The following is an 18,905-nucleotide window of genomic DNA, read 5'->3' as shown; positions in this document are numbered from 1 at the left end:
AAGCGGCATAAAAGAGGCCGCCTCTTTATTTGAGACGGCCTCTTTTATGTTCTGTTATTTTACAGCCTGGCTGTGATTACATTTTTTTCACCGGTTTCAGCTTGGCTTTAAGCTTTTTCTTCACGTTTTCACCTTTAATGGTGCCCGCCAGCTTCAATGCTTCATAAGCATTAACGATACCACCGCTTACAGACAGTTCTGAAAAAGCGATTTTCTCGTCCTGAGTACCAGGCTTGTTGACTTCTGTAGTACCATCGGGTAAAGGAGTGGCGCTTTTTTCCAGGATATATTTCAGCTGCCGTGCGCTCAGATCGGGGTAGTAGGAGAGTACCAGAGCGGCTACACCGGCTACTACCGGAGCTGCCATACTAGTGCCGCTGGCGCTGCCGTACTTGTTACCACCAGGAACGGTAGAGTAGATCTGTACACCTGGCGCGAAGACATCCACGTTCTTTTTACCGTAGTTGGAGAAGGGGGCTACTTTATCAGGAGAAAGCCCATGGCTGATGGCGCCCACTGTGATGTAGTTGTTGGCGCGGGTACCATCTGCAAATTCCGGATTAGGGTAGTTGGGAACGGAATCGTTGTTGCTGCCATCATTGCCGGCGGCATGTACGAGCAATACGCCTTTTTTCTCAGCGTATTTCACTGCATCATCTACCCAGTCTTTATGCGGAGAGTAAGGTTTGCCAAAGCTCATGTTGATGATCTGAGCACCGTTATCCACTGCATAGCGGATAGCCAGGGCTACGTCCTTGTCTCTTTCATCTCCGTCGGGTACCGCTTTGATGGCCATGATGCGAACGTTGTCAGCCACACCATCCATACCTACTCCATTGTGACGGAGGGCGCCGATGATACCGCTTACGTGGGTACCGTGGAAGGCGAATTTGCCCATCACATCGTTATTGCCGTATTTGGTATCGCGGATATCTTCGAAGTTGTCGCCCACAATCTTTTCACGGTTCTGGTTGGGGGGTACATCTGTGCTTTCTGCCTTCCTTTTCAGTTCGCTCATATATCCCTCAAATTCCATTTTAAACTCACTGAAAGAGGTAGGCTCGTCGCCGGTACTTTTCAGCAGGCGTGTCATGAAATTACGGGCCAGTAACACATCCTGGTTAGTGGTTTGGATACTGTCCAGTTGAGCTACGGTAAAATCATCCTTGTTCAGGTATGTTTTCAGGATGTTTTCGCATTTGTTGACGTTCTCCTGGAGTTTGGCCATGGTTTTATACTGAAGCTTGGTCTGAGAGCTTGGTTTCTCGATTTTCTGCTTCAGATTTTGCCAGGTGGCGTATTCTTTGGACTTGGGATCCAGTACAGAATCCGGGTTGTTGCCGTATTTGTTTTTGTAGCGGTAATATTCGCGGGTGGCTTCGTCAGAGTCTTCCTTGAGGCTGCTTCCATCCTTGCCGCCAAGGAAGTTCCAGCCATGAATATCATCCACATAACCATTACCATCGTCGTCTTTACCGTTGCCGGGGATTTCGCCGGGATTAGTCCATAACAGGCCTTTCAGGTCTTCATGGGTGGTATCGATGCCGGAGTCAATTACAGCCACTATTACAGGGGTGCTTTTTCGTCCTTTCAGTATCTCCTTGTAGGCTTTTTCGGTGGCAGTACCATAAACGCTGTCAGTATCATAACTCAGCAACTGCCAGTTTCTGGGTACCGGGGTTTTACTCTGGGCAACTGTTCTGGTAGTAAAAGCAGTCATCAATGCAACACATGCCAAGACTGCAACCTCTCGACTAAACAATTTCATGTTCAATAATTATAAATTAAAATATCATGATGGGAATAAAGGTAGACAAAAACCGGTACAACAGACAGATATTAATGATAAACGCACTATTTGTTGGTTAACTGGGAGAAAATTGTATAGACCGCCATCCTTATCCGCTTTCCCGCCCTGAACATTCTTGTCGTCCGCCTATCACAATGCTGCGATTATTTTACAGAGAAACCCTATCTTTAGGGTAGTTCCTTTTTCCTCTTCAACGTTTTTCTTCCCCAGTTTCCCTTTCCCGGCAAGTCTTCGATTGCCTGTGTTTCTGCTATTGTATTGTATTAACTCACATTAAAAACTATCGTCATGCTGAAAACTGCTATTTTAGCCACGATGCTGGCTGCTGGTCTGTCTTCTTTTGCTACCGGCCCGGAAAAAGTAACTACGATTATTTTTGTTAATGCTGCGGAAGAAGAAGTCTCTCCATCAGCCGGTCTCAGCCCCGAAGGGCAGGATCAGGCCAGAGAATTTACAGATGCTTTACGGCATATAGATGTGGCAGCCATCTATACGATTTATGTCAACAAAGCGGTACAAACCGTTACTCCGCTTTCCGAATTAAGGCAATTACACCCCGTTTATTACTGGGTAACCAAAGATCATGAGACTGCAGACTGTGTTTTGGACTGTATTGTAAAACAAAATAAGGGCAAAACCATTGTTATTTGTGGCAATCCGGAAAATATTCCACTCATGGCGCGTTGTCTGGGAGTGAAGGGAAAAACAGTCAAAAACCTTTATGATAAAGGTTCAGGCCGTTTTTTGATTGTCAAGGTCATGGGAAATAATACTGCCGTAGCACAAAAGTTGAATATGAATATTCAAAAAAAAGTCTAATATTTATATCCGGAAGAATATTTAATGGCTTCCCGCTATTGGATATTTTTCTCATAAGCATGGTTTCCGTTTAACGAAAAGCGGGGTTCTCTAGCCTCGCTACTATTTTTACCTTTAAAAAGTTGAAATTTTTTTAAAAGTAAAAAATCAGGGACCATGGAAGTCGATGTATGTAGAAAGAAGATCTGGAAAAGTTTGCTTACGCAATAACGATTTTTCAGACGCATTTTATCAACCGCTTTTAAAAATCTGATCAGGGGAGCACATCCTGACATGAAATTAAAAGCTCCGGGGCCTGGCCTCGGAGCTGCAAAGCACACCGGTTCGAAATAAAATCTGAATTGAAGCAATTGTAGAATAAAGGGGATGTACCTGTTACAGGTACATCCCTTGTCTTTAGGCATTACCTGTTGTTGTAAAGGGTAAAAGAGATGTGTTCTTAGGTTTAAAAAATCAACAATGGGTAATACAGTCACTACAAACCAATCCCTCTGTAACCGGTACTCCAAACAACATATTCGTTTTTTTACAGGCTGTGACGGGAGACTAAAAAGCAGTGGCGGCCACTGTTTGAAGAGTGGCCGCCACTAAGCATTATTTATCCGGTAGGCGCTTACAGGTCAAATTTGATGCCCTGTGCCAGCGGTAATTTATCGGAGAAGTTGATGGTGTTGGTCTGACGGCGCATATAAGCTTTCCATGCGTCAGAGCCACTTTCGCGGCCACCGCCGGTTTCTTTCTCGCCGCCGAAGGCGCCGCCTATTTCAGCACCAGAAGTACCGATGTTGACATTGGCAATACCGCAATCAGAACCTGCGGCAGACAGGAATTGTTCTGCCTCACGGAGGTTCAGCGTCATGATGGCGGAGGAAAGGCCCTGCGGTACATCATTCTGCATAGCGATGGCTTCGGGGAGTGTCTGGTACTTCATCACATAGAGGATGGGGGCGAAAGTTTCGTGCTGTACGATATCGTAGCTGTTTTGCACCGCTGCGATACAGGGTTTTACGTAGCAGTCGGATTCAAAACCCGGACCTTCCAGCACACCACCTTCCACGAGGAAGGTGCCACCTTGTTGTTTTACCTGTTCGATGCTGCTGAGGTAGGCATTTACCGCGTCTTTATCGATCAGCGGGCCTACGTGGTTCTTTTCATCGAGCGGGTTGCCGATGCGGAGCTGGGCGTATGCTTTCACCAGTTTGGCGGTGAAAGCGTCGTAAACGCTTTCGTGGATGATCAGGCGGCGGGTGGAGGTGCAACGTTGTCCGGCGGTGCCTACGGCGCCAAATACAGCTCCTATGAGGGTCATATCCAGATCAGCGTCTTTAGACACGATGATGGCGTTGTTACCACCTAGTTCGAGCAGGGCGCGGCCCAGACGGGCGCCTACAGCGGCACCTACGCTCTTACCCATGCGGGTGGAGCCGGTAGCAGATACCAGCGGAATGCGGTGGTCGTTGGACATCCATTCGCCTACTTCACGGCCGCCGGTAACCAGGCAGCAAACGCCTTCAGGGACGTTGTTGGCAGCGAATACGGTCTCGACTATACGTTGACAGGCTAATGCTGTAACCGGTGTTTTTTCGGAAGGCTTCCAAATACATACGTTTCCGCAAACCCATGCCAGCATAGAGTTCCAGCTCCATACGGCTACCGGGAAGTTAAAAGCGGAAATGATAGCTGTAATACCCAGCGGATGCCATTGTTCATACATGCGGTGCCCCGGACGTTCGGAGTGCATGCTGAGGCCATAGAGCTGGCGGGAAAGACCTACTGCAAAATCGCAGATATCAATCATTTCCTGTACTTCTCCATAACCTTCTTGCAGGCTTTTGCCCATTTCATAGGAAACGAGCCGGCCCAGGTGCTCTTTATGGGCACGCAGGGCTTCGCCGATCTGGCGCACTATTTCTCCTCTTCTGGGGGCAGGCCACTGACGCCACTCCCGGAATGCCTCCTGTGCTACGGCAATCACTGCATCGTAATTGCTGCGGTCCGCACTTTTAACAGTAGCTATGGTTTTATCGTCAACCGGAGATACAGACACGATGTCTGCTCCGCTGGCATTCAGCCAGTGTTTGCCGGTGCTTACCCCGCTTTGTTGTGCACTTATGCCGAAAGCTTGTAAAATATCTTGTGCCATGATAGGATTATTAATGAACTAAATTAGGAACTTTTTTTTGTTTGAGCCGAGTAGGTGCTTTCAAAGATCTTATCTGCATTACCAGCTTCAAAGCCTTCCCGGCGGTGTTCCCGGCGGATTTCTGCAGCAGAAAGTGTGGCAAACTGCTGTAAAACCTTTCTCTCCGCAAATTCTACATAAGAACCGGCAATTTTGCTGGTTTCCCCGCCAGCAAAGGTGGCTTCTATCATGCCAGCCACTGTGGCGCTTTGCAACAGATTACCGTCGGGGCTGGTTTTAATCTTGCCGCCGGCATCGTTGAGAATAAAGCCGTTCTTTTCGAGGAAGCTGTTAAACGCTGCTATAGTATTGTATCCGGGAGGCAGGTTATGTACACTTACCGTAAAATGGTTCAGGTAATAGCGATTATAGATCACCCAGGCGGCATATTCGCTTTCAGCAGCCAGTGCCTGGAAGTCGGCCAGGATAGGGGTACGCCAGAGTCCACTGTGCAGGAAGGTATCTACTGCTTTGCTGTCATCCAGATTGAGCTGGGTTACCGGGTCTGCCGTTACTTCATTGGTATAACTGGTAATGATGTCCTGGGCTTGCTGGCTCAGGTCTTTTACCCGCAGTTCACTGATAAAGATGCGCGGATACCTGGGTGATGGCGGTGCATACCACCAGGCATCCAGTTTCTTGGAGGCAAAATAGTAGTGTTCCATTTTCGTATAGCCGTAATGGAGAAAGATTTTCTCCAGCGACTGTACCCCGAGTTGTGGTACTCCCATTGTACGGAAGGCGATATGGTCGTTTTCGATATCGTCCGCTTTTTCGATTAATCCGTCCCGGATCATGGCAGCAATCACCGCTGACACGTCTGGTACCCGCTCCTGGTAACGGCTCATCAGGCCGTTTAATACTTCTTGTAACATGACGTTTGTTTGAGCTTCCTGCTACCAGCCTGTAGCTGGCTGCTAATTATAAAATTGTGCAAACCTGTTATTGATCAGGTCCTTGAAATTCACATCTTCCTGTTTTACAAATCCGTTGGCAGGCAACAACCCTTTGGCATGCAGGTCTATAACTGCACAGGCTGCGCCGGCGGTGGTGAGCTGAATAGCCGTAAAGTCCTGTCCGCCAACTTCCTGGTTGTAGATCTTACGCGAATACGAGCGTTGTACAGAGCGGCCGTTGATGGTACCGGACACAGATACAAATACCAGCACTACGTCCTGCTGCGTGAAAGGTATGCTATCTTCCATAATCTCCTTCAGCATTTCCCGTTTTTTATTCAGTTTGAGCTCGCTGAGCAATATTTTCATCAGATGGCAATGGCCGGGATATCTGACAGTTTTATAATCCAGATTATATACTTTTCCATCCAGTATTTCTGCCAGGGCAGAGAGTCCGCCGGAGGTGTTGAAGGCTTCGTATTCCACGCCGTCGAGGGCAAAACGTTCGTAGCCTTCCATGGGCATTACCTGCTTTCGTTCTCCTTCATAGATGGCATCGCAGGGGTTGCAGTATTCGTTGATCAATCCGTCGGTGCTCCAGGTGAGGTTGTACATCAGGCTGTTGGTAGGGAACTGTGGCAGGGCGCCTACGCGCAGTCTTACGGAGTCGAGGGAATCAAACTGCTTAGCGATATCATAAGCAGCGATACTGATGAAACCCGGTGCCAGTCCGCATTGTGGCATAAAGCTCACTTTCGCATTCTGAGCGATGTCGCGGATAGCGTTGGTGGTGGCCACATCTTCAGTCAGGTCGAAGTAGTGGGTATTGGCTTTGGCAGCGGCGGCCGCGATTTTTACGTTCAGGAAAAACGGGCAGGCGCTCAGTACGATGTCCTGTGCTTCCAGGGCTGTTTCCAGGGCTGTAGCATCATTCACGTCCAGTTTGGCTTTGTGGATGTTGCTGTCAGTACATTTGTCGAGCAGGGCCTGGTTGCTGTCTGCCAGTGTTACCTGGTAGTCGCCGGATTGTTGTAACAGGAATGCTGCTGTTTCGCCGATCTTGCCGGCGCCGATGATCATTACACGTTTCATAAACTATTGGAATTATTGGTGAATAAGCAGAAGCTGGCCGAAACGTAAGCACAGCATGCCCTCTCCATATAAGAGTACCCTGCATGGCAAAATTTACCAAACAGGAAGGCATAACATCGGCATTAATAAAATAAATACCGGTGCGTCCGTTACAGCGCATTAATTTTCCCTAACAGGAAGGGACCCACGAAATAAATCAGGAGGATGGTGTTACCTGCTCTTTCGAACTCAAGGCACGTGGGAGCAAGTGCTCCGCAGATAGGAGAGAAGAGAGAGTTGTATGTTTAGCAGGTAATTCATTTACAATTATGAAAAGCTAATATAGGGAAAAATTACGAAACGCGAAAATAAAAGAGGCGCTGCAAGCTTATCTGCAGCGCCTCTTCTGATATATGCGTATTAATATTGTTCTTTTTCATTCGGGAAATCCTGCGACTTCACATCGCTGATATAGGCCTGTGTGGCATCATATATCTGAGAGTAGAGGTCGAGGTAGCGACGCAGGAAGCGGGGTTTGAATTCTTTGTTGATGCCCAGCATATCGTGCATCACCAGTACTTGTCCGTCTACATTGCCGGCACCGATGCCGATGATGGGAATATGTACTGCTGCAGCTACTTCTTTTGCCAGTGCAGCCGGAATCTTTTCGAGTACAATAGCAAAACAGCCTGCATCCTGCAGGAGTTTGGCGTCACTGATGAGTTTTTGTGCCTCTGCATCTTCTGTGGCTCTTACTGCGTAGGTGCCAAATTTGTAGATGGACTGCGGCGTGAGGCCCAGGTGTCCCATTACCGGTACACCGGCGGAGATAATCCTTTTTACAGACTCGATGATTTCTTCACCGCCTTCTATCTTGATACCATGTGCACCGGTTTCTTTCATGATGCGGATGGCGGAATTGAGCGCTTCCTTGGAATTGCCCTGATAAGAGCCGAAGGGCAGGTCTACCACAACAAAACAACGTTTGATCGCTCTGATGACAGAGGAGGCGTGGTAGATCATCTGGTCGAGTGTGATGGGCAGGGTGGTTTCATGGCCGGCCATTACATTGGAAGCAGAATCACCTACCAGTATTACATCGATACCGGCATCATCAAAGATCCTGGCCATGGAATAGTCATAGGCGGTAATCATGGAGATTTTTTCCCCGTCTATTTTCATCTTCTGCAGTACATGCGTGGTCACACGCTTGATATCTTTATGCACAGACATAGTCATGTAGTTTTATACCAAAAAATCCCTCAAAGGTTATGATATAAAAAGAAATAAGGAAAATTTTTTTATATATGGTTATTGGAATACATTGGCCGGAACAGCGATTTCTCTGTACAGCGCTTGTATAAGACCGTCCGCCAGACCGATTTTGGGAACGAATATCTCGTTGGCCCCGGCCCAGCGCATGGCGTTGATATAGATCTGCAGAGCCGGCACAATCACGTCGGCACGGTCTTCCCGCAGGTTGTACACATGTATGCGCTCTTCAACGGAGAAGTTGCTGAATTCCTTGTAATAGTCCTTGAGGGTGTCCAGCGAAAGTGGTTTGCCTTCCTTTCGTTTGGACATGGAAAACACCTTGTTGATGTTGCCTCCTGAGCCAATGGCGGTAACAGGCCCGATGGACTTAAGCTGTTGCTTGAGGAAGTCTTTCATCTGCTGCCAGGAGTTGTCAGCTACCTGCTGATGTAGCAGCCGGATGGTACCGATGTTGAAGGATTCCTTAAAAACCAGGCGGGTGCCGCTAAACAGCGTCAGTTCCGTACTACCGCCACCAACGTCGATGTAGAGATAAGACCTGCTTCTATCGAGGTTTTCAGCGATATGGTTTTCATAAATAAAAGAAGCTTCTTCCTGACCGGAAATGATTCTAATGTCAATACCAGTCTGTGTTTTTACCTCCTGCAGGATTACCGCACCATTGCTGGCATCGCGCATGGCAGAGGTAGCACAGGCTTTCAGGTATTTTACCTCATATATGTCCAGTAATAATTTATAGGCCTTGATCGTATCTATCAGATGACAGGCTCTTTTTTCAGAGATCGAACCATTGTCAAATACGTCGAAACCCAGCCGCAGCGGGACTCTAACCAGGTTCACTTTGGTAAAATCCATTGCGCCCGAACTGCTGGGAGATGCCTCCGAGATCAGCAGTCTCGCCGCATTGGAACCAATATCAATCGCAGCTAGTTTCATCTGTTACAAGTCTGTTTTGAGACACAAAAATAAAACATTTCATTAAGGGATTTCCTGATTCAGCAATTTTTTGATTGGAAGGGTAGCCTTCCGCCGGAATATCTATGAATCAGGAAGTTCCCGAATTTTAATGATATTGTTTTTCATGCAGATATTTATAAATTTCTATCTGCGTGCGGATTTTTTTATCACCATCTTTTTTGTACTGATTGGTCTGCTGATTGTCCAGTATACGGGCTTTTACATTGCCGCTGAGCTGAATGCTCATGATATCGGCCAGTTCTTTACGTATAGCCGGATCCGTTATAGGTACTGCTGCTTCCACGCGGTGGTCCAGGTTGCGCACCATCCAGTCGCAGGAGGCGATGAATACTTTTTCTGCTCCTCCATGGTGGAAAATAAATACACGGGCATGTTCCAGGTATTCATCCACGATGCTCACAGCTGTGATGTCCTTTTTCCATTTTTTGTTTTCTGTATAGGCGCAGCAGATGCCTCTGATCACCATTTTGATGTCTACACCCGCTTTGGCAGCCTCGTAGAGTTTGGCGATCAGGATAGGATCGGAGAGGGAGTTCATTTTGAGCACCATTCCGGCTTTCTTTTTATTTTTGGCGTTTTTGATTTCGCGGTCTATAAGGCGCAGGTAGGTATCACGCATATTGAGCGGACTTACCGGTAGTGTTTTGCAGCCTTCCAGGATTTTGATATCATGACGCGGATTTTCCAGGTAGGAGAAGATGCGGTTGATGTCGGCTATCACGGAGCGATTGGCGGTGAGCAGGCAATGGTCGCCATACACCTGGGCCGTTCTTTCGTTGAGGTTGCCGGTGCTTACGAAACCACATTGTACTGTCTTGTTGCCGATCCGTTTTTTGATCACGCACAGTTTAGCGTGCACTTTCATGTCGGGAACGCCCAGAAAAACTTTTACCCCTTCATCTTCCAGTCTTGACTTCCAGTCAATGTTGGCAGCTTCATCAAAGCGGGCGCGCAGTTCCAGTACTACGGTCACATGTTTACCATTGCGGGCGGCATTGACCAGGGCATTCACAATCTTTGAATTACGGGCAAGCCTATACGCAGTAATCTTGATGGAGGCAACATTCGGATCGATGGCTGCTTCCCTTAACAGGTCGATGATGGTATCAAACGAGTGGTAGGGGAAATGCAGCATTACATCCTGCCGCTGTATAACATGCATCACACTGGGAGCATCGTTGAACAGCGGGTGGATGAAGGTTTTACGATGTGAATGCGGAGGAAAGATCGAATCCGGAAAGTCCATAAAGTCCTTGAAATTATGGATACGGGCGCCGGGAATGAGGTTGTCCTTGCCGGAGAGTCCCAGGCGGCGGATCAGATATTCCAGCAGCAGCGGATCGATGTCTTTGTCGTATACAAACCTTACAGGTTTACCCTTGCGCCTGTCTTTAAGCCCTTTTTCGATCTGGTGGATCAGGCTGTCGGAGATATCGTTGTCGATATCGAGTTCGGCATCACGGGTTACTTTGATGATATGGGAAGAAAATTTATCATATCCGAAGTAGGAGAATACATGTGGTAAACAGAAGCGTATCAGGTCTTCCAGCAGGATGATATCATGTTCGCCTTCTCTGGAAGGGAGGATGATAAAACGTGGCAGCACGTTGGAAGGTATTTCGATGAGTGCAAACTTCTGTCGTACGGAGTTGTCCTGCCGGGCCAGTACTACGGCCAGATAGATGGACTTGTCTCGCAGAATAGGGAACTGTTGTATGCTTTCGATCATCAGGGGGATGATGTTGGTGCGTACCTGTTCGTTGAAGAAGTTGAGTACAAACTTCTGTTGTTCCTTACTGAGATGTTTTTCTGTGCGGAGGAAAATATGCTGGACTTCCAGTTCGTGTGCGATATCCTTCCATATACGGTCAAATTCGCGTTGCTGGTCTATTACGATGGTTTGTATCTGGTCCACGATTTTGCCCGGATTTTCTTCCAGGTGCATTTTAGTGGCTTTGTTGATCGACATCATTCGTTTCAGCGTGGCTACCCTTACGCGGAAAAATTCGTCGAGATTGTTGGAGAAAATGCCGAGAAACCGGATACGTTCCCTTAGCGGAACACTGGGATCTGCGGCTTCCTGCAGCACTCTGGCATTAAAGGACAACCAGCTGATATCCCTGGCAATCATCTTTTTTGGCAGCACTGGCGGTTTGGCCGGTGTTTTTTTGGCAAGCGGTTTTTTGCTGATATTTTTTTTCGGCGAAACTATTGTCGGTGTTGTCATAATATCCAGGTTCTCCGTATGTGGCATCCTCATACAAACAATTTTACATTCAAAAAATTCACTTCATTTAAATCACGATAATACAGCTTTCAATGAAGTTATGCCATTAATTTAAAGTTAAGAAAAAGCAGGCACATGGCCACCTGTTCCTGAGTATAACAGAACGAACCGCTGTTATAGCAGGGAATAACAGGTATACGGCGCCTACGTTTACGGGCGGATGTTAAATTGTTGCTAAAAAAGAGGATCAGGACCGTGCCTGGGAAGCTGGCTGTTTTTTATTGATGATAGGGAGGGCTATCAGGCTGAGGAAGCCAACGAATACCACCAGGAGGGTTTGTACCACCCAGATGATCCAGCCGAAGGCATAACCGATTACATAACTGATGCCATATAGCTCGAGGGCTTTCTGTACGAGTGCCTGATAGGCGCCGATACCGCCGGGAGTAACGATCATGCCTATGCTGCCTATCATCAATACGGCAAAGGCTGCGCTGATGCCCAGGTGGGTGGTTTCCTGGAGGCAATAGAAGCCGATATATACCTGGGAAAGGTAACAGCCCCATATGAGTATGCTCTGAAGAATGAACCAGCCTTTATTTTCCATTTTACCGATGGAGAAGATGCCTTCCATGACCCCTTTGGCGAGTGCTTTGATGGTGATGGCGGCTTTGGAGCGAGCAAAGCGTCGCAGTAGCCAGAGCAGGGCCAGTACGGCTATGATACCGGCAACTGCGAGTAATAGCAGCTGCATACCGTTGGCACTGGAAATTTTCCGGGCCAGCGGCAGGTAGATATCATGATGTACATAGGCTCCCAGCACATCTATCTGTGTGAGGATGGTGATGGCGATCAGCAGTACGAGGCAAAGCATGTCTACTGCTCTTTCCGCGATCATGGTGCCTACGAGTTTATCGGCTGGTATTTTTTCGTATTGAGCGAGGATACCGCAGCGGGTAACTTCTCCGAGCCTGGGCACGGCCAGGTTGGCGAGGTAGCCGACCATTACGGCAAAGAAGGTGTTGAGGGTAGTAGGCTGGTACCCCAGTGGTTTCATGAGGAGCTTCCAGCGGGTGGCACGCAGCCAGTGGCTGAGGAGCCCCATGATGATGGCGGGTATGGCCAGCCAATAGTTAGCTTTACGCAGGGCAGCGTTGATCTGGTCCCATTGTTCGGGCGTAAGGTCCTTAGTGACCAGCCATATCAGCAGCACTCCGATGCCAAAAAAACAAATAAACTTGATGACGTTCTTTAGTGTTTTGGGCATCGTCCAAAGAGGTTTTAGGGTGTTTAGCTAATCAGTGTTAGGATTATAATTTATTTCCTTCTTTCGGGAAAACGGCAATAGGTGTATATTTTTTCGCTTCTTCGAAGTCCATGGTGGCATAGGAAATAATAATCACGATATCACCTGGGGCAACAAGACGGGCAGCCGGGCCATTCATACAGATTACACCGGAACCTCTTTTACCTTTGATCACGTAAGTCTCCAGTCTTTCGCCGTTGTTGACGTTTACCACCTGTACTTTTTCGTATTCAATCAGGCCGGCAGCATCCATCAGGTCTTCATCTATTGTTATGCTTCCAACATATTGCAGGTTAGCTTCTGTAACAACCGCGCGGTGGATCTTACACTTTAATATTTCTATTTGCATGATTATTCTGAACTATATTGCTAATAAGCAGTCTGCAAAGCTATGTAAAAAAAGGATTCGGGCAAAGGATTCCCGCAAAGGCGCCAGATACCGGAGGTATAAAGGATTATTTTAAGTTTTTTTTAACAGGAGATGCTGTCATGAATCCTTTTGATTTTCGTTTAGCCCTGGAGGATGGACGAATTTTTTGTTTCCGGTGGTCGGGTGTCTTTGCGGGAGTTGTGGTCTGTTTAGTTCTTTTGTGAGAGGGAACCCTGGAGGACCATGTTGTCGATGAGCCTTATATCTCCGAGCCAGGCTGCGATGGCGGCTACGACAGTATGATCACCGGGAGGTTCGGATATATGCCGGAGCTGGCCATCATCGAGGATGAGGATGTCTACGTATTCTGGTTCGAAACCTTGTTTTTTGAGTTCGTCGAAGGCTTCATGGGCAGCTTCGAGGAGGAAGAGGCCTTTACCAAATTCAGCGCGTAATTTTTCGAGTGCCTCGTAGATAGCGACAGCTTTTTTTCTGGCGGCGGGGGAGAGGCGCTGGTTGCGGCTGCTCATGGCGAGTCCTGAGGTTTCGCGGAGCGTGGGGCAGACAACCAATTCTACACTGGATTTAGTGATTTGCAGTAGTTTACGTATAATTAAACATTGTTGCAGATCTTTTTGCCCCATAAAAAGCTTGTGAGGCTGAACAATATCCAGTAATTTGTGTACGATACGACCAACACCCTGGAAGTGGCCGGGACGGAATTTGCCTTCGAGAATGGTTTCGAGGTCACCGAAGTCATAATGTTCGCTTCCTGTTAATCCTTCCGGATACATTTCTTCGACAGATGGTAAAAAAAGTATATCTGTAGATGCATCATTTAATTTTTTTATATCCTCTTCAATAGTAATGGGATATTTTTCGAAATCTTTCGGGTCATTGAATTGTGTCGGGTTGACAAAGATGCTGCAAACGACGACATCATTCTCATTTCTGGCAGCCTGAATAAGTGACAGGTGCCCATTGTGCAGGGCGCCCATAGTTGGCACAAAACCAATGCTTTTGTTGCTTTTTCTTACCAGGTCCAGGTGCTTCTTCAGGTCATTGCGGCGCTTAAATAGATACATAAAACATTGCTTAAAAGGATGTTAAAACTGACAGATTGGCCAATATTCCGTAAAAAATCCGTAATTTTGCAAGCCAAATTAAAAATTACTGCATTAATAATCAGCGTTAAATGTCCACAAAGAAAAGAATTCTTTTTATTGCCCAAGAGATGTCGCCTTACCTGGAACTGAGTGATTACGCGGCGATGGTCAATAAAATGGCAATTAAGTCCAATGAGGCTGGCCTGGAAGTGAGAGTGATCATGCCAAGATTTGGAATTATTAATGAGAGAAGACACCGCTTGCATGAGGTGGTAAGATTGTCTGGTATCAACATCGTGATTGACGGGGATGACTACCCGCTTATCATTAAGGTGGCCTCTCTGCCGAATGCCCGTTTGCAGGTGTATTTCCTGGATAACGAGGATTATTTTAAGCGGAAGACCGTATTTGCTGATGAAAACGAAGAGTTTTTTGATGACAATGCGGCACGTTCAGTGTTCTTCTGTAAGGGAGCCCTGGAAACCGTTAAAAAATTCGGATGGCCTCCCGACATCATTCATTGCAGTGGCTGGATGACCTCCCTTATTCCTATGTACCTGAAAACCGCTTACAAGAAGGAGCCGGTTTTCGCCCATTCCAAAATCGTATATTCTTTATCCCCCAATAGCTTTAAGGAAAAACTGGGCGCTTCCTTTATCAAGAAGGCGACCATCAGCAACCAGATCAAGGAAAAGGACCTGGAACTCTTTAAAGAAGGCACTAACACCGCCCTGAACAGAGGAGCCGGAAAGTATGCGGACGCTGTAGTGCTGGCTGGCGAGAAGGTGGAGAAAAAAGTTGTAGATGAACTGAAGGCTGAAAAAGGTAAGATCATCGTTCCGTATAAAAAAGAGAATGAGGATCTTTCTGATTACCTGGCACTTTATAATCAATTGCTTGGCAAATAACTATATTTGGAGAATTTTCGCCAACTTCATTATAACTAACAACAATAACGCGTGAAGATTAATTTCAGGAACCTTAGCTTTGTAGCCGCCTCTTTTGCACTGTTGTATGGCGCCTCCGGTTGCAACGAGTCTACTATCCTCGGACAGGGATTGATCCCTCCGGGCGACTTCGTGAATGCCCAGGACACTACTATCAATGGCATCATTGCCAATAATATTCTCCGGTACGACTCCTCCCTGATCAACGGTTTTAACCGTTATACGAAAGCCCTAGGCTCCATCACTACAGACCCTGTTTTCGGTAAAACACATGCTTTTGTATTCATGCAGGTAGGTCTGCCTACCAGCGCGTTTACCTTCGCGGGTACCGGACAGACGCTCGACTCCGTAGTGCTGTCGCTCGACTATCTGGGCTCCAAGGGAGATTCCTCCACCAGTCAAACCTTCCGCGTATACAGAATGGCGGAGCAGGGATTCACAAGGGATTCCAACTACGCCTATAACAAACCGCTGGCTTACAACCCGGGTGAATTGCTGGGTACTGCCACCATAACACCTTTAGCGCTTCGTGATTCTGTATCTGTTTATGGCACTAAAGAAGCTCCGCAGTTACGTATCAAACTGAGTAACTCGTTTGGTAATGACCTGCTGCAACAGAAGTCTGACGGCGCTTTTGCCAACGACTCTTCTTTCCGTGCCTACCTCAAGGGATTCGCATTGGTGCCCGATACAACTTCCGGTACCAACAGAAATATGATGTTCTTTGATATGAACAACGCCAACACCAAGTTGACCGTGTTTTACAAAAACAGCACCCAGGACTCACTCCGTGCTACTTTTGCATTTAACGGCAGCAGCAGTGCGCATTCCAATTTTATTGTACGCAACTACAACGGATCGGAAGCCGGCAGATTTATCAACACCGGTAACGCAAATGGAGACAGTATCCTGTTTCTGCAAAGCACCCCTGGCCTGTTTACCAACCTGCTGATACCTAACCTGGAGAATTTCCCCAATGCGGTCATCAACAAGGCAGAACTGGTCATCACTCAGATTACCGTTGGTTCATCTGATATGAACAATATCTTTGCTGAACCGACCAACCTGAGCCTGGTACAATATACTGGCAGCGGCGACTCTATCAAAAATGTGATCGACTTTGCCATGGGAGCTCAATATTTTGGTGGTGACAAAAAAACCATCACTAATTTTGGCGGTGTACAGGTGTCTCAGTATACATTTAACATCGGACGCTTCATGCAGATGTTGATCAAGAAACAGGAAAGCAATACCGGTTTTAAATTACGGGTGGTTCCCACTACCTTTGCAGACGTTGACCGTCTTAAAGCAGGGGGTACTAAATTATCACAGTACAATATTAAATTGCGAATCATTTACACAAAACCATAAAATCAGCTAATCCTTTTTTTTATGCCTTATCTTTTTACGTCTGAATCTGTTTCAGAAGGACACCCCGATAAAGTAGCCGATCAGATTTCCGATGCGCTGATCGATCATTTTCTGGCATACGATCCATCATCCAAAGTAGCTTGTGAAACCCTGGTAACTACCGGGCAGGTAGTATTGGCAGGTGAAGTTAAATCAGAAGCTTACCTGGACGTACAGGACATCGCCCGCGAAGTTATCCGCAAAATTGGATATACTAAGAGTGAATATATGTTTGAAGCCAATTCCTGTGGTATCTTTTCTGCTATCCATGAGCAGTCTCCGGATATCAACCAGGGAGTTGAGCGTAAAGCACCTGAAGAGCAAGGCGCCGGCGACCAGGGTATGATGTTTGGTTACGCTACCCGCGAAACTGACAACTATATGCCACTGGCACTGGACCTGGCACACAAACTGTTGCTGGAACTGGCTGCACTGCGCAGAGAGAACAAAGATATTACCTATCTGCGTCCTGATGCAAAATCACAGGTAACCATCGAATATTCCGATGACAACAAACCTGTAAGGATTGATACTATCGTTATCTCCACTCAGCACGACGACTTCGCTGATGATGAGGAAATGCTGGCGAAGATCAAAGCCGATATGATCAATATCCTGATCCCTCGCGTAAAAGCCAAGCTGAAACCAGAACTGCAGCAACTGTTTGATGGATTCGATATCCAGCATCATATCAACCCAACCGGTAAATTTGTGATCGGTGGTCCTCACGGTGATACCGGCCTTACTGGTCGTAAAATCATCGTAGATACCTACGGTGGTAAAGGTGCTCACGGTGGTGGTGCTTTCTCCGGTAAAGATCCTTCCAAAGTAGACCGTTCTGCTGCCTATGCTACCCGTCACATCGCCAAAAACCTGGTAGCTGCCGGTGTTTGCGACGAAGTACTGGTACAGGTATCTTATGCAATCGGTGTTGCCAAACCTTGCGGTGTTTATGTAAATACTTATGGTACTGGCAAAGTAAAAATGACAGATGGTGAGATCGCGAAAAAAGTAGAAGAAATCTTTGATCTGCGTCCTTACGCTATCGAGCAAAGACTGAAACTGCGCAATCCTATCTACAGTGATACTGCTGCCTATGGCCACATGGGCCGCGAACCTAAAGTGGTGACCAAAGTGTTCAACAAAGGAAAGAAAAACGAGAAATCCGTAGAGGTAGAACTGTTTACCTGGGAAAAACTCGACTACGTAGATAAAGTAAAAGCTGCTTTCGGACTTTAATTCCTTCGCAGTTAAATTTATAGCATAGTTTGTATCAAAAGCCCTGCTTCACCGGAAGCAGGGCTTTTTGCTTTATTTTTAAAAGTGGTTATGTAACTTACACCCCCGAAGAAAGATCCCCATCATGCATATTGCCAAGAAAATTTTCTACCAGACAATTCGGTTGGCCAACTTATCCCTGTTAAAAAAAAGTAGCGGCAACCGGTTATTGTTACCCTATCACCACCTGGTAAGCGATGAACAGGTACCACATGTGAAACACCTGTATCCCTATAAGGGCGTAAAAGCCTTTCAGGAAGACTTGGACTACCTGCTGCGTCACTTTCGTCCTGTTGGCCTGCAGGAGGTGCTGAAAAGCATACAGGAGCAGCAACCCCTTCCTGACAATGCTTTCCTGCTTACTTTTGATGATGGACTGAAAGAAGTATCGGAAGTGATTGCCCCGCTGTTGTTGCGCAAGGGGATACCGGCCGTTTTTTTTCTGAACACGGCATTCCTTGACAACCGGGAACTCTTCTACCGGTTCAAAATCAGTCTGATTATTGACGCATTGTTTCAGCAGCCCGACAGCAAGGTGTTACAAGCTGAAATGGCACGCATCCTGGCCTTACCGTCCACAACAGACCTGCAACAGCTGGTCCATGCGGTGAAGGGGATCACCTACAAAAAGCGGGACCTCACCGATGAACTGGGAGCTGCGATGGACCTTTCTTTCGATACTTACCTGCACGAACAGCAGCCGTTTATGAGTACTGCCCAGGTGCAACAGCTGGTGGAACAAGGTTTCGCTATCGGCGGACATAGTATTGATCATCCTTACTACAAAGAGTTATCACTGGAGGAAATGTTACACCAAACGACAGTATCGGTGAATGTACTGGCGGAGCGGTTTAAGTTGCCCTATAAAGTATTTGCGTTTCCTCATTCAGATGCCGGTATTCCCGCGGTGTTTTTTGACAGGCTGCTTAAAGGCCCTCAGCCTGCGCTGGACCTTATTTTTGGAACTAACAATCAGCGGACGGACATATACCCTGAAATATTACATCGTTTTAATTGCGAGCGTCCGGAAATTAATATAGCCGCTGCGGTGAAAGGTATACTGTTTTACAACTACTGGCAGCGGAGGAAAGGAACGGCTGCAGTACACCGGCAGCAAGTATGATAAATATCTATATATAAATATCAAAATAAGTTTCAACATGTGTTGAAATTTATATTTGGAATTAAATAATTTATATATTATATTTATTTATGAATTATATAGGAATT

The 18,905-nt window shown here is 46.8% G+C and carries 15 protein-coding genes; 5 read left to right on the top strand and 10 right to left on the bottom strand.

All coding sequences use genetic code 11. The features are described 5' to 3' along the window. Positions 1–76: 76 nt before the first annotated feature. Entirely contained in the window at positions 77–1,768 is a 1,692-nt protein-coding gene (locus DF182_RS31355; protein ID WP_113619865.1) for a S8 family peptidase, read from the bottom strand. Positions 1,769–2,098: 330 nt separating this feature from the next. On the opposite strand from DF182_RS31355, the gene DF182_RS31350 reads away from it, so the two are divergent. Next, positions 2,099–2,629, top strand: a complete 531-nt coding sequence (locus tag DF182_RS31350; RefSeq protein WP_113619864.1) for a histidine phosphatase family protein — start codon at positions 2,099–2,101, stop codon at positions 2,627–2,629. A 613-nt stretch (positions 2,630–3,242) separates the two neighbouring features. Here DF182_RS31350 and amaB read toward each other — a convergent pair. The 9 genes from amaB to panC form a co-directional block, all read right to left on the bottom strand. Continuing rightward, positions 3,243–4,772 carry an L-piperidine-6-carboxylate dehydrogenase gene (gene amaB / locus DF182_RS31340; RefSeq protein WP_113619862.1) on the bottom strand — a complete coding sequence of 510 codons (1,530 nt, stop codon included), beginning with the start codon at positions 4,770–4,772 and terminating at the stop codon, positions 3,243–3,245. 23 nt (positions 4,773–4,795) lie between these two features. Then, entirely contained in the window at positions 4,796–5,686 is an 891-nt protein-coding gene (locus DF182_RS31335) for a DUF1338 domain-containing protein (RefSeq protein WP_113619861.1), read from the bottom strand. 42 nt (positions 5,687–5,728) lie between these two features. Next, positions 5,729–6,799, bottom strand: coding sequence for a saccharopine dehydrogenase family protein (locus tag DF182_RS31330; protein ID WP_113619860.1), 1,071 nt, complete (start codon positions 6,797–6,799; stop codon positions 5,729–5,731). A 399-nt stretch (positions 6,800–7,198) separates the two neighbouring features. Then, the gene (gene panB / locus DF182_RS31325; RefSeq protein ID WP_113619859.1) at positions 7,199–8,011 is read right to left on the bottom strand and encodes a 3-methyl-2-oxobutanoate hydroxymethyltransferase; all 813 of its coding nucleotides are present in this window, start codon (positions 8,009–8,011) and stop codon (positions 7,199–7,201) included. A 78-nt stretch (positions 8,012–8,089) separates the two neighbouring features. Continuing rightward, entirely contained in the window at positions 8,090–8,989 is a 900-nt protein-coding gene (locus DF182_RS31320) for a Ppx/GppA phosphatase family protein (RefSeq protein ID WP_113619858.1), read from the bottom strand. 127 nt (positions 8,990–9,116) lie between these two features. Continuing rightward, on the bottom strand, positions 9,117–11,291 hold the full coding sequence (ppk1, locus tag DF182_RS31315) for a polyphosphate kinase 1 (RefSeq protein ID WP_245957664.1): 2,175 nt from the start codon (positions 11,289–11,291) through the stop codon (positions 9,117–9,119). Positions 11,292–11,505: 214 nt separating this feature from the next. Further along, on the bottom strand, positions 11,506–12,525 hold the full coding sequence (locus DF182_RS31310; RefSeq protein WP_113619857.1) for a lysylphosphatidylglycerol synthase transmembrane domain-containing protein: 1,020 nt from the start codon (positions 12,523–12,525) through the stop codon (positions 11,506–11,508). 43 nt (positions 12,526–12,568) lie between these two features. Further along, positions 12,569–12,913, bottom strand: a complete 345-nt coding sequence (panD, locus tag DF182_RS31305) for an aspartate 1-decarboxylase (RefSeq protein ID WP_113619856.1) — start codon at positions 12,911–12,913, stop codon at positions 12,569–12,571. A gap of 230 nt (positions 12,914–13,143) precedes the next feature. Next, the gene (gene panC / locus DF182_RS31300; RefSeq protein WP_113619855.1) at positions 13,144–14,019 is read right to left on the bottom strand and encodes a pantoate--beta-alanine ligase; all 876 of its coding nucleotides are present in this window, start codon (positions 14,017–14,019) and stop codon (positions 13,144–13,146) included. A gap of 110 nt (positions 14,020–14,129) precedes the next feature. On the opposite strand from panC, the gene DF182_RS31295 reads away from it, so the two are divergent. The 4 genes from DF182_RS31295 to DF182_RS31280 all read left to right on the top strand — a co-directional run bounded on the left by DF182_RS31295 (position 14,130) and on the right by DF182_RS31280 (position 18,798). Further along, positions 14,130–14,948: a glycogen/starch synthase gene (locus DF182_RS31295; protein ID WP_113619854.1), complete on the top strand. Its 819-nt coding sequence runs from the start codon at positions 14,130–14,132 to the stop codon at positions 14,946–14,948. Positions 14,949–14,999: 51 nt separating this feature from the next. Further along, entirely contained in the window at positions 15,000–16,358 is a 1,359-nt protein-coding gene (locus tag DF182_RS31290; RefSeq protein WP_113619853.1) for a DUF4270 family protein, read from the top strand. 21 nt (positions 16,359–16,379) lie between these two features. Next, a complete protein-coding gene (gene metK / locus DF182_RS31285; RefSeq protein WP_113619852.1) occupies positions 16,380–17,636 on the top strand; it encodes a methionine adenosyltransferase in 1,257 nt (418 codons plus the stop codon). Between the two features lie 124 nt (positions 17,637–17,760). After that, positions 17,761–18,798 carry a polysaccharide deacetylase family protein gene (locus DF182_RS31280; protein WP_113619851.1) on the top strand — a complete coding sequence of 346 codons (1,038 nt, stop codon included), beginning with the start codon at positions 17,761–17,763 and terminating at the stop codon, positions 18,796–18,798. Positions 18,799–18,905 lie beyond the last annotated feature (107 nt).

Origin of the sequence: Chitinophaga flava (assembly GCF_003308995.1) — a bacterium.
Taxonomy (GTDB): domain Bacteria; phylum Bacteroidota; class Bacteroidia; order Chitinophagales; family Chitinophagaceae; genus Chitinophaga; species Chitinophaga flava.
The sequence above is the reverse complement of the archived record's forward strand: the minus strand, read 5'-3'. Positions and strand labels throughout refer to the sequence as shown.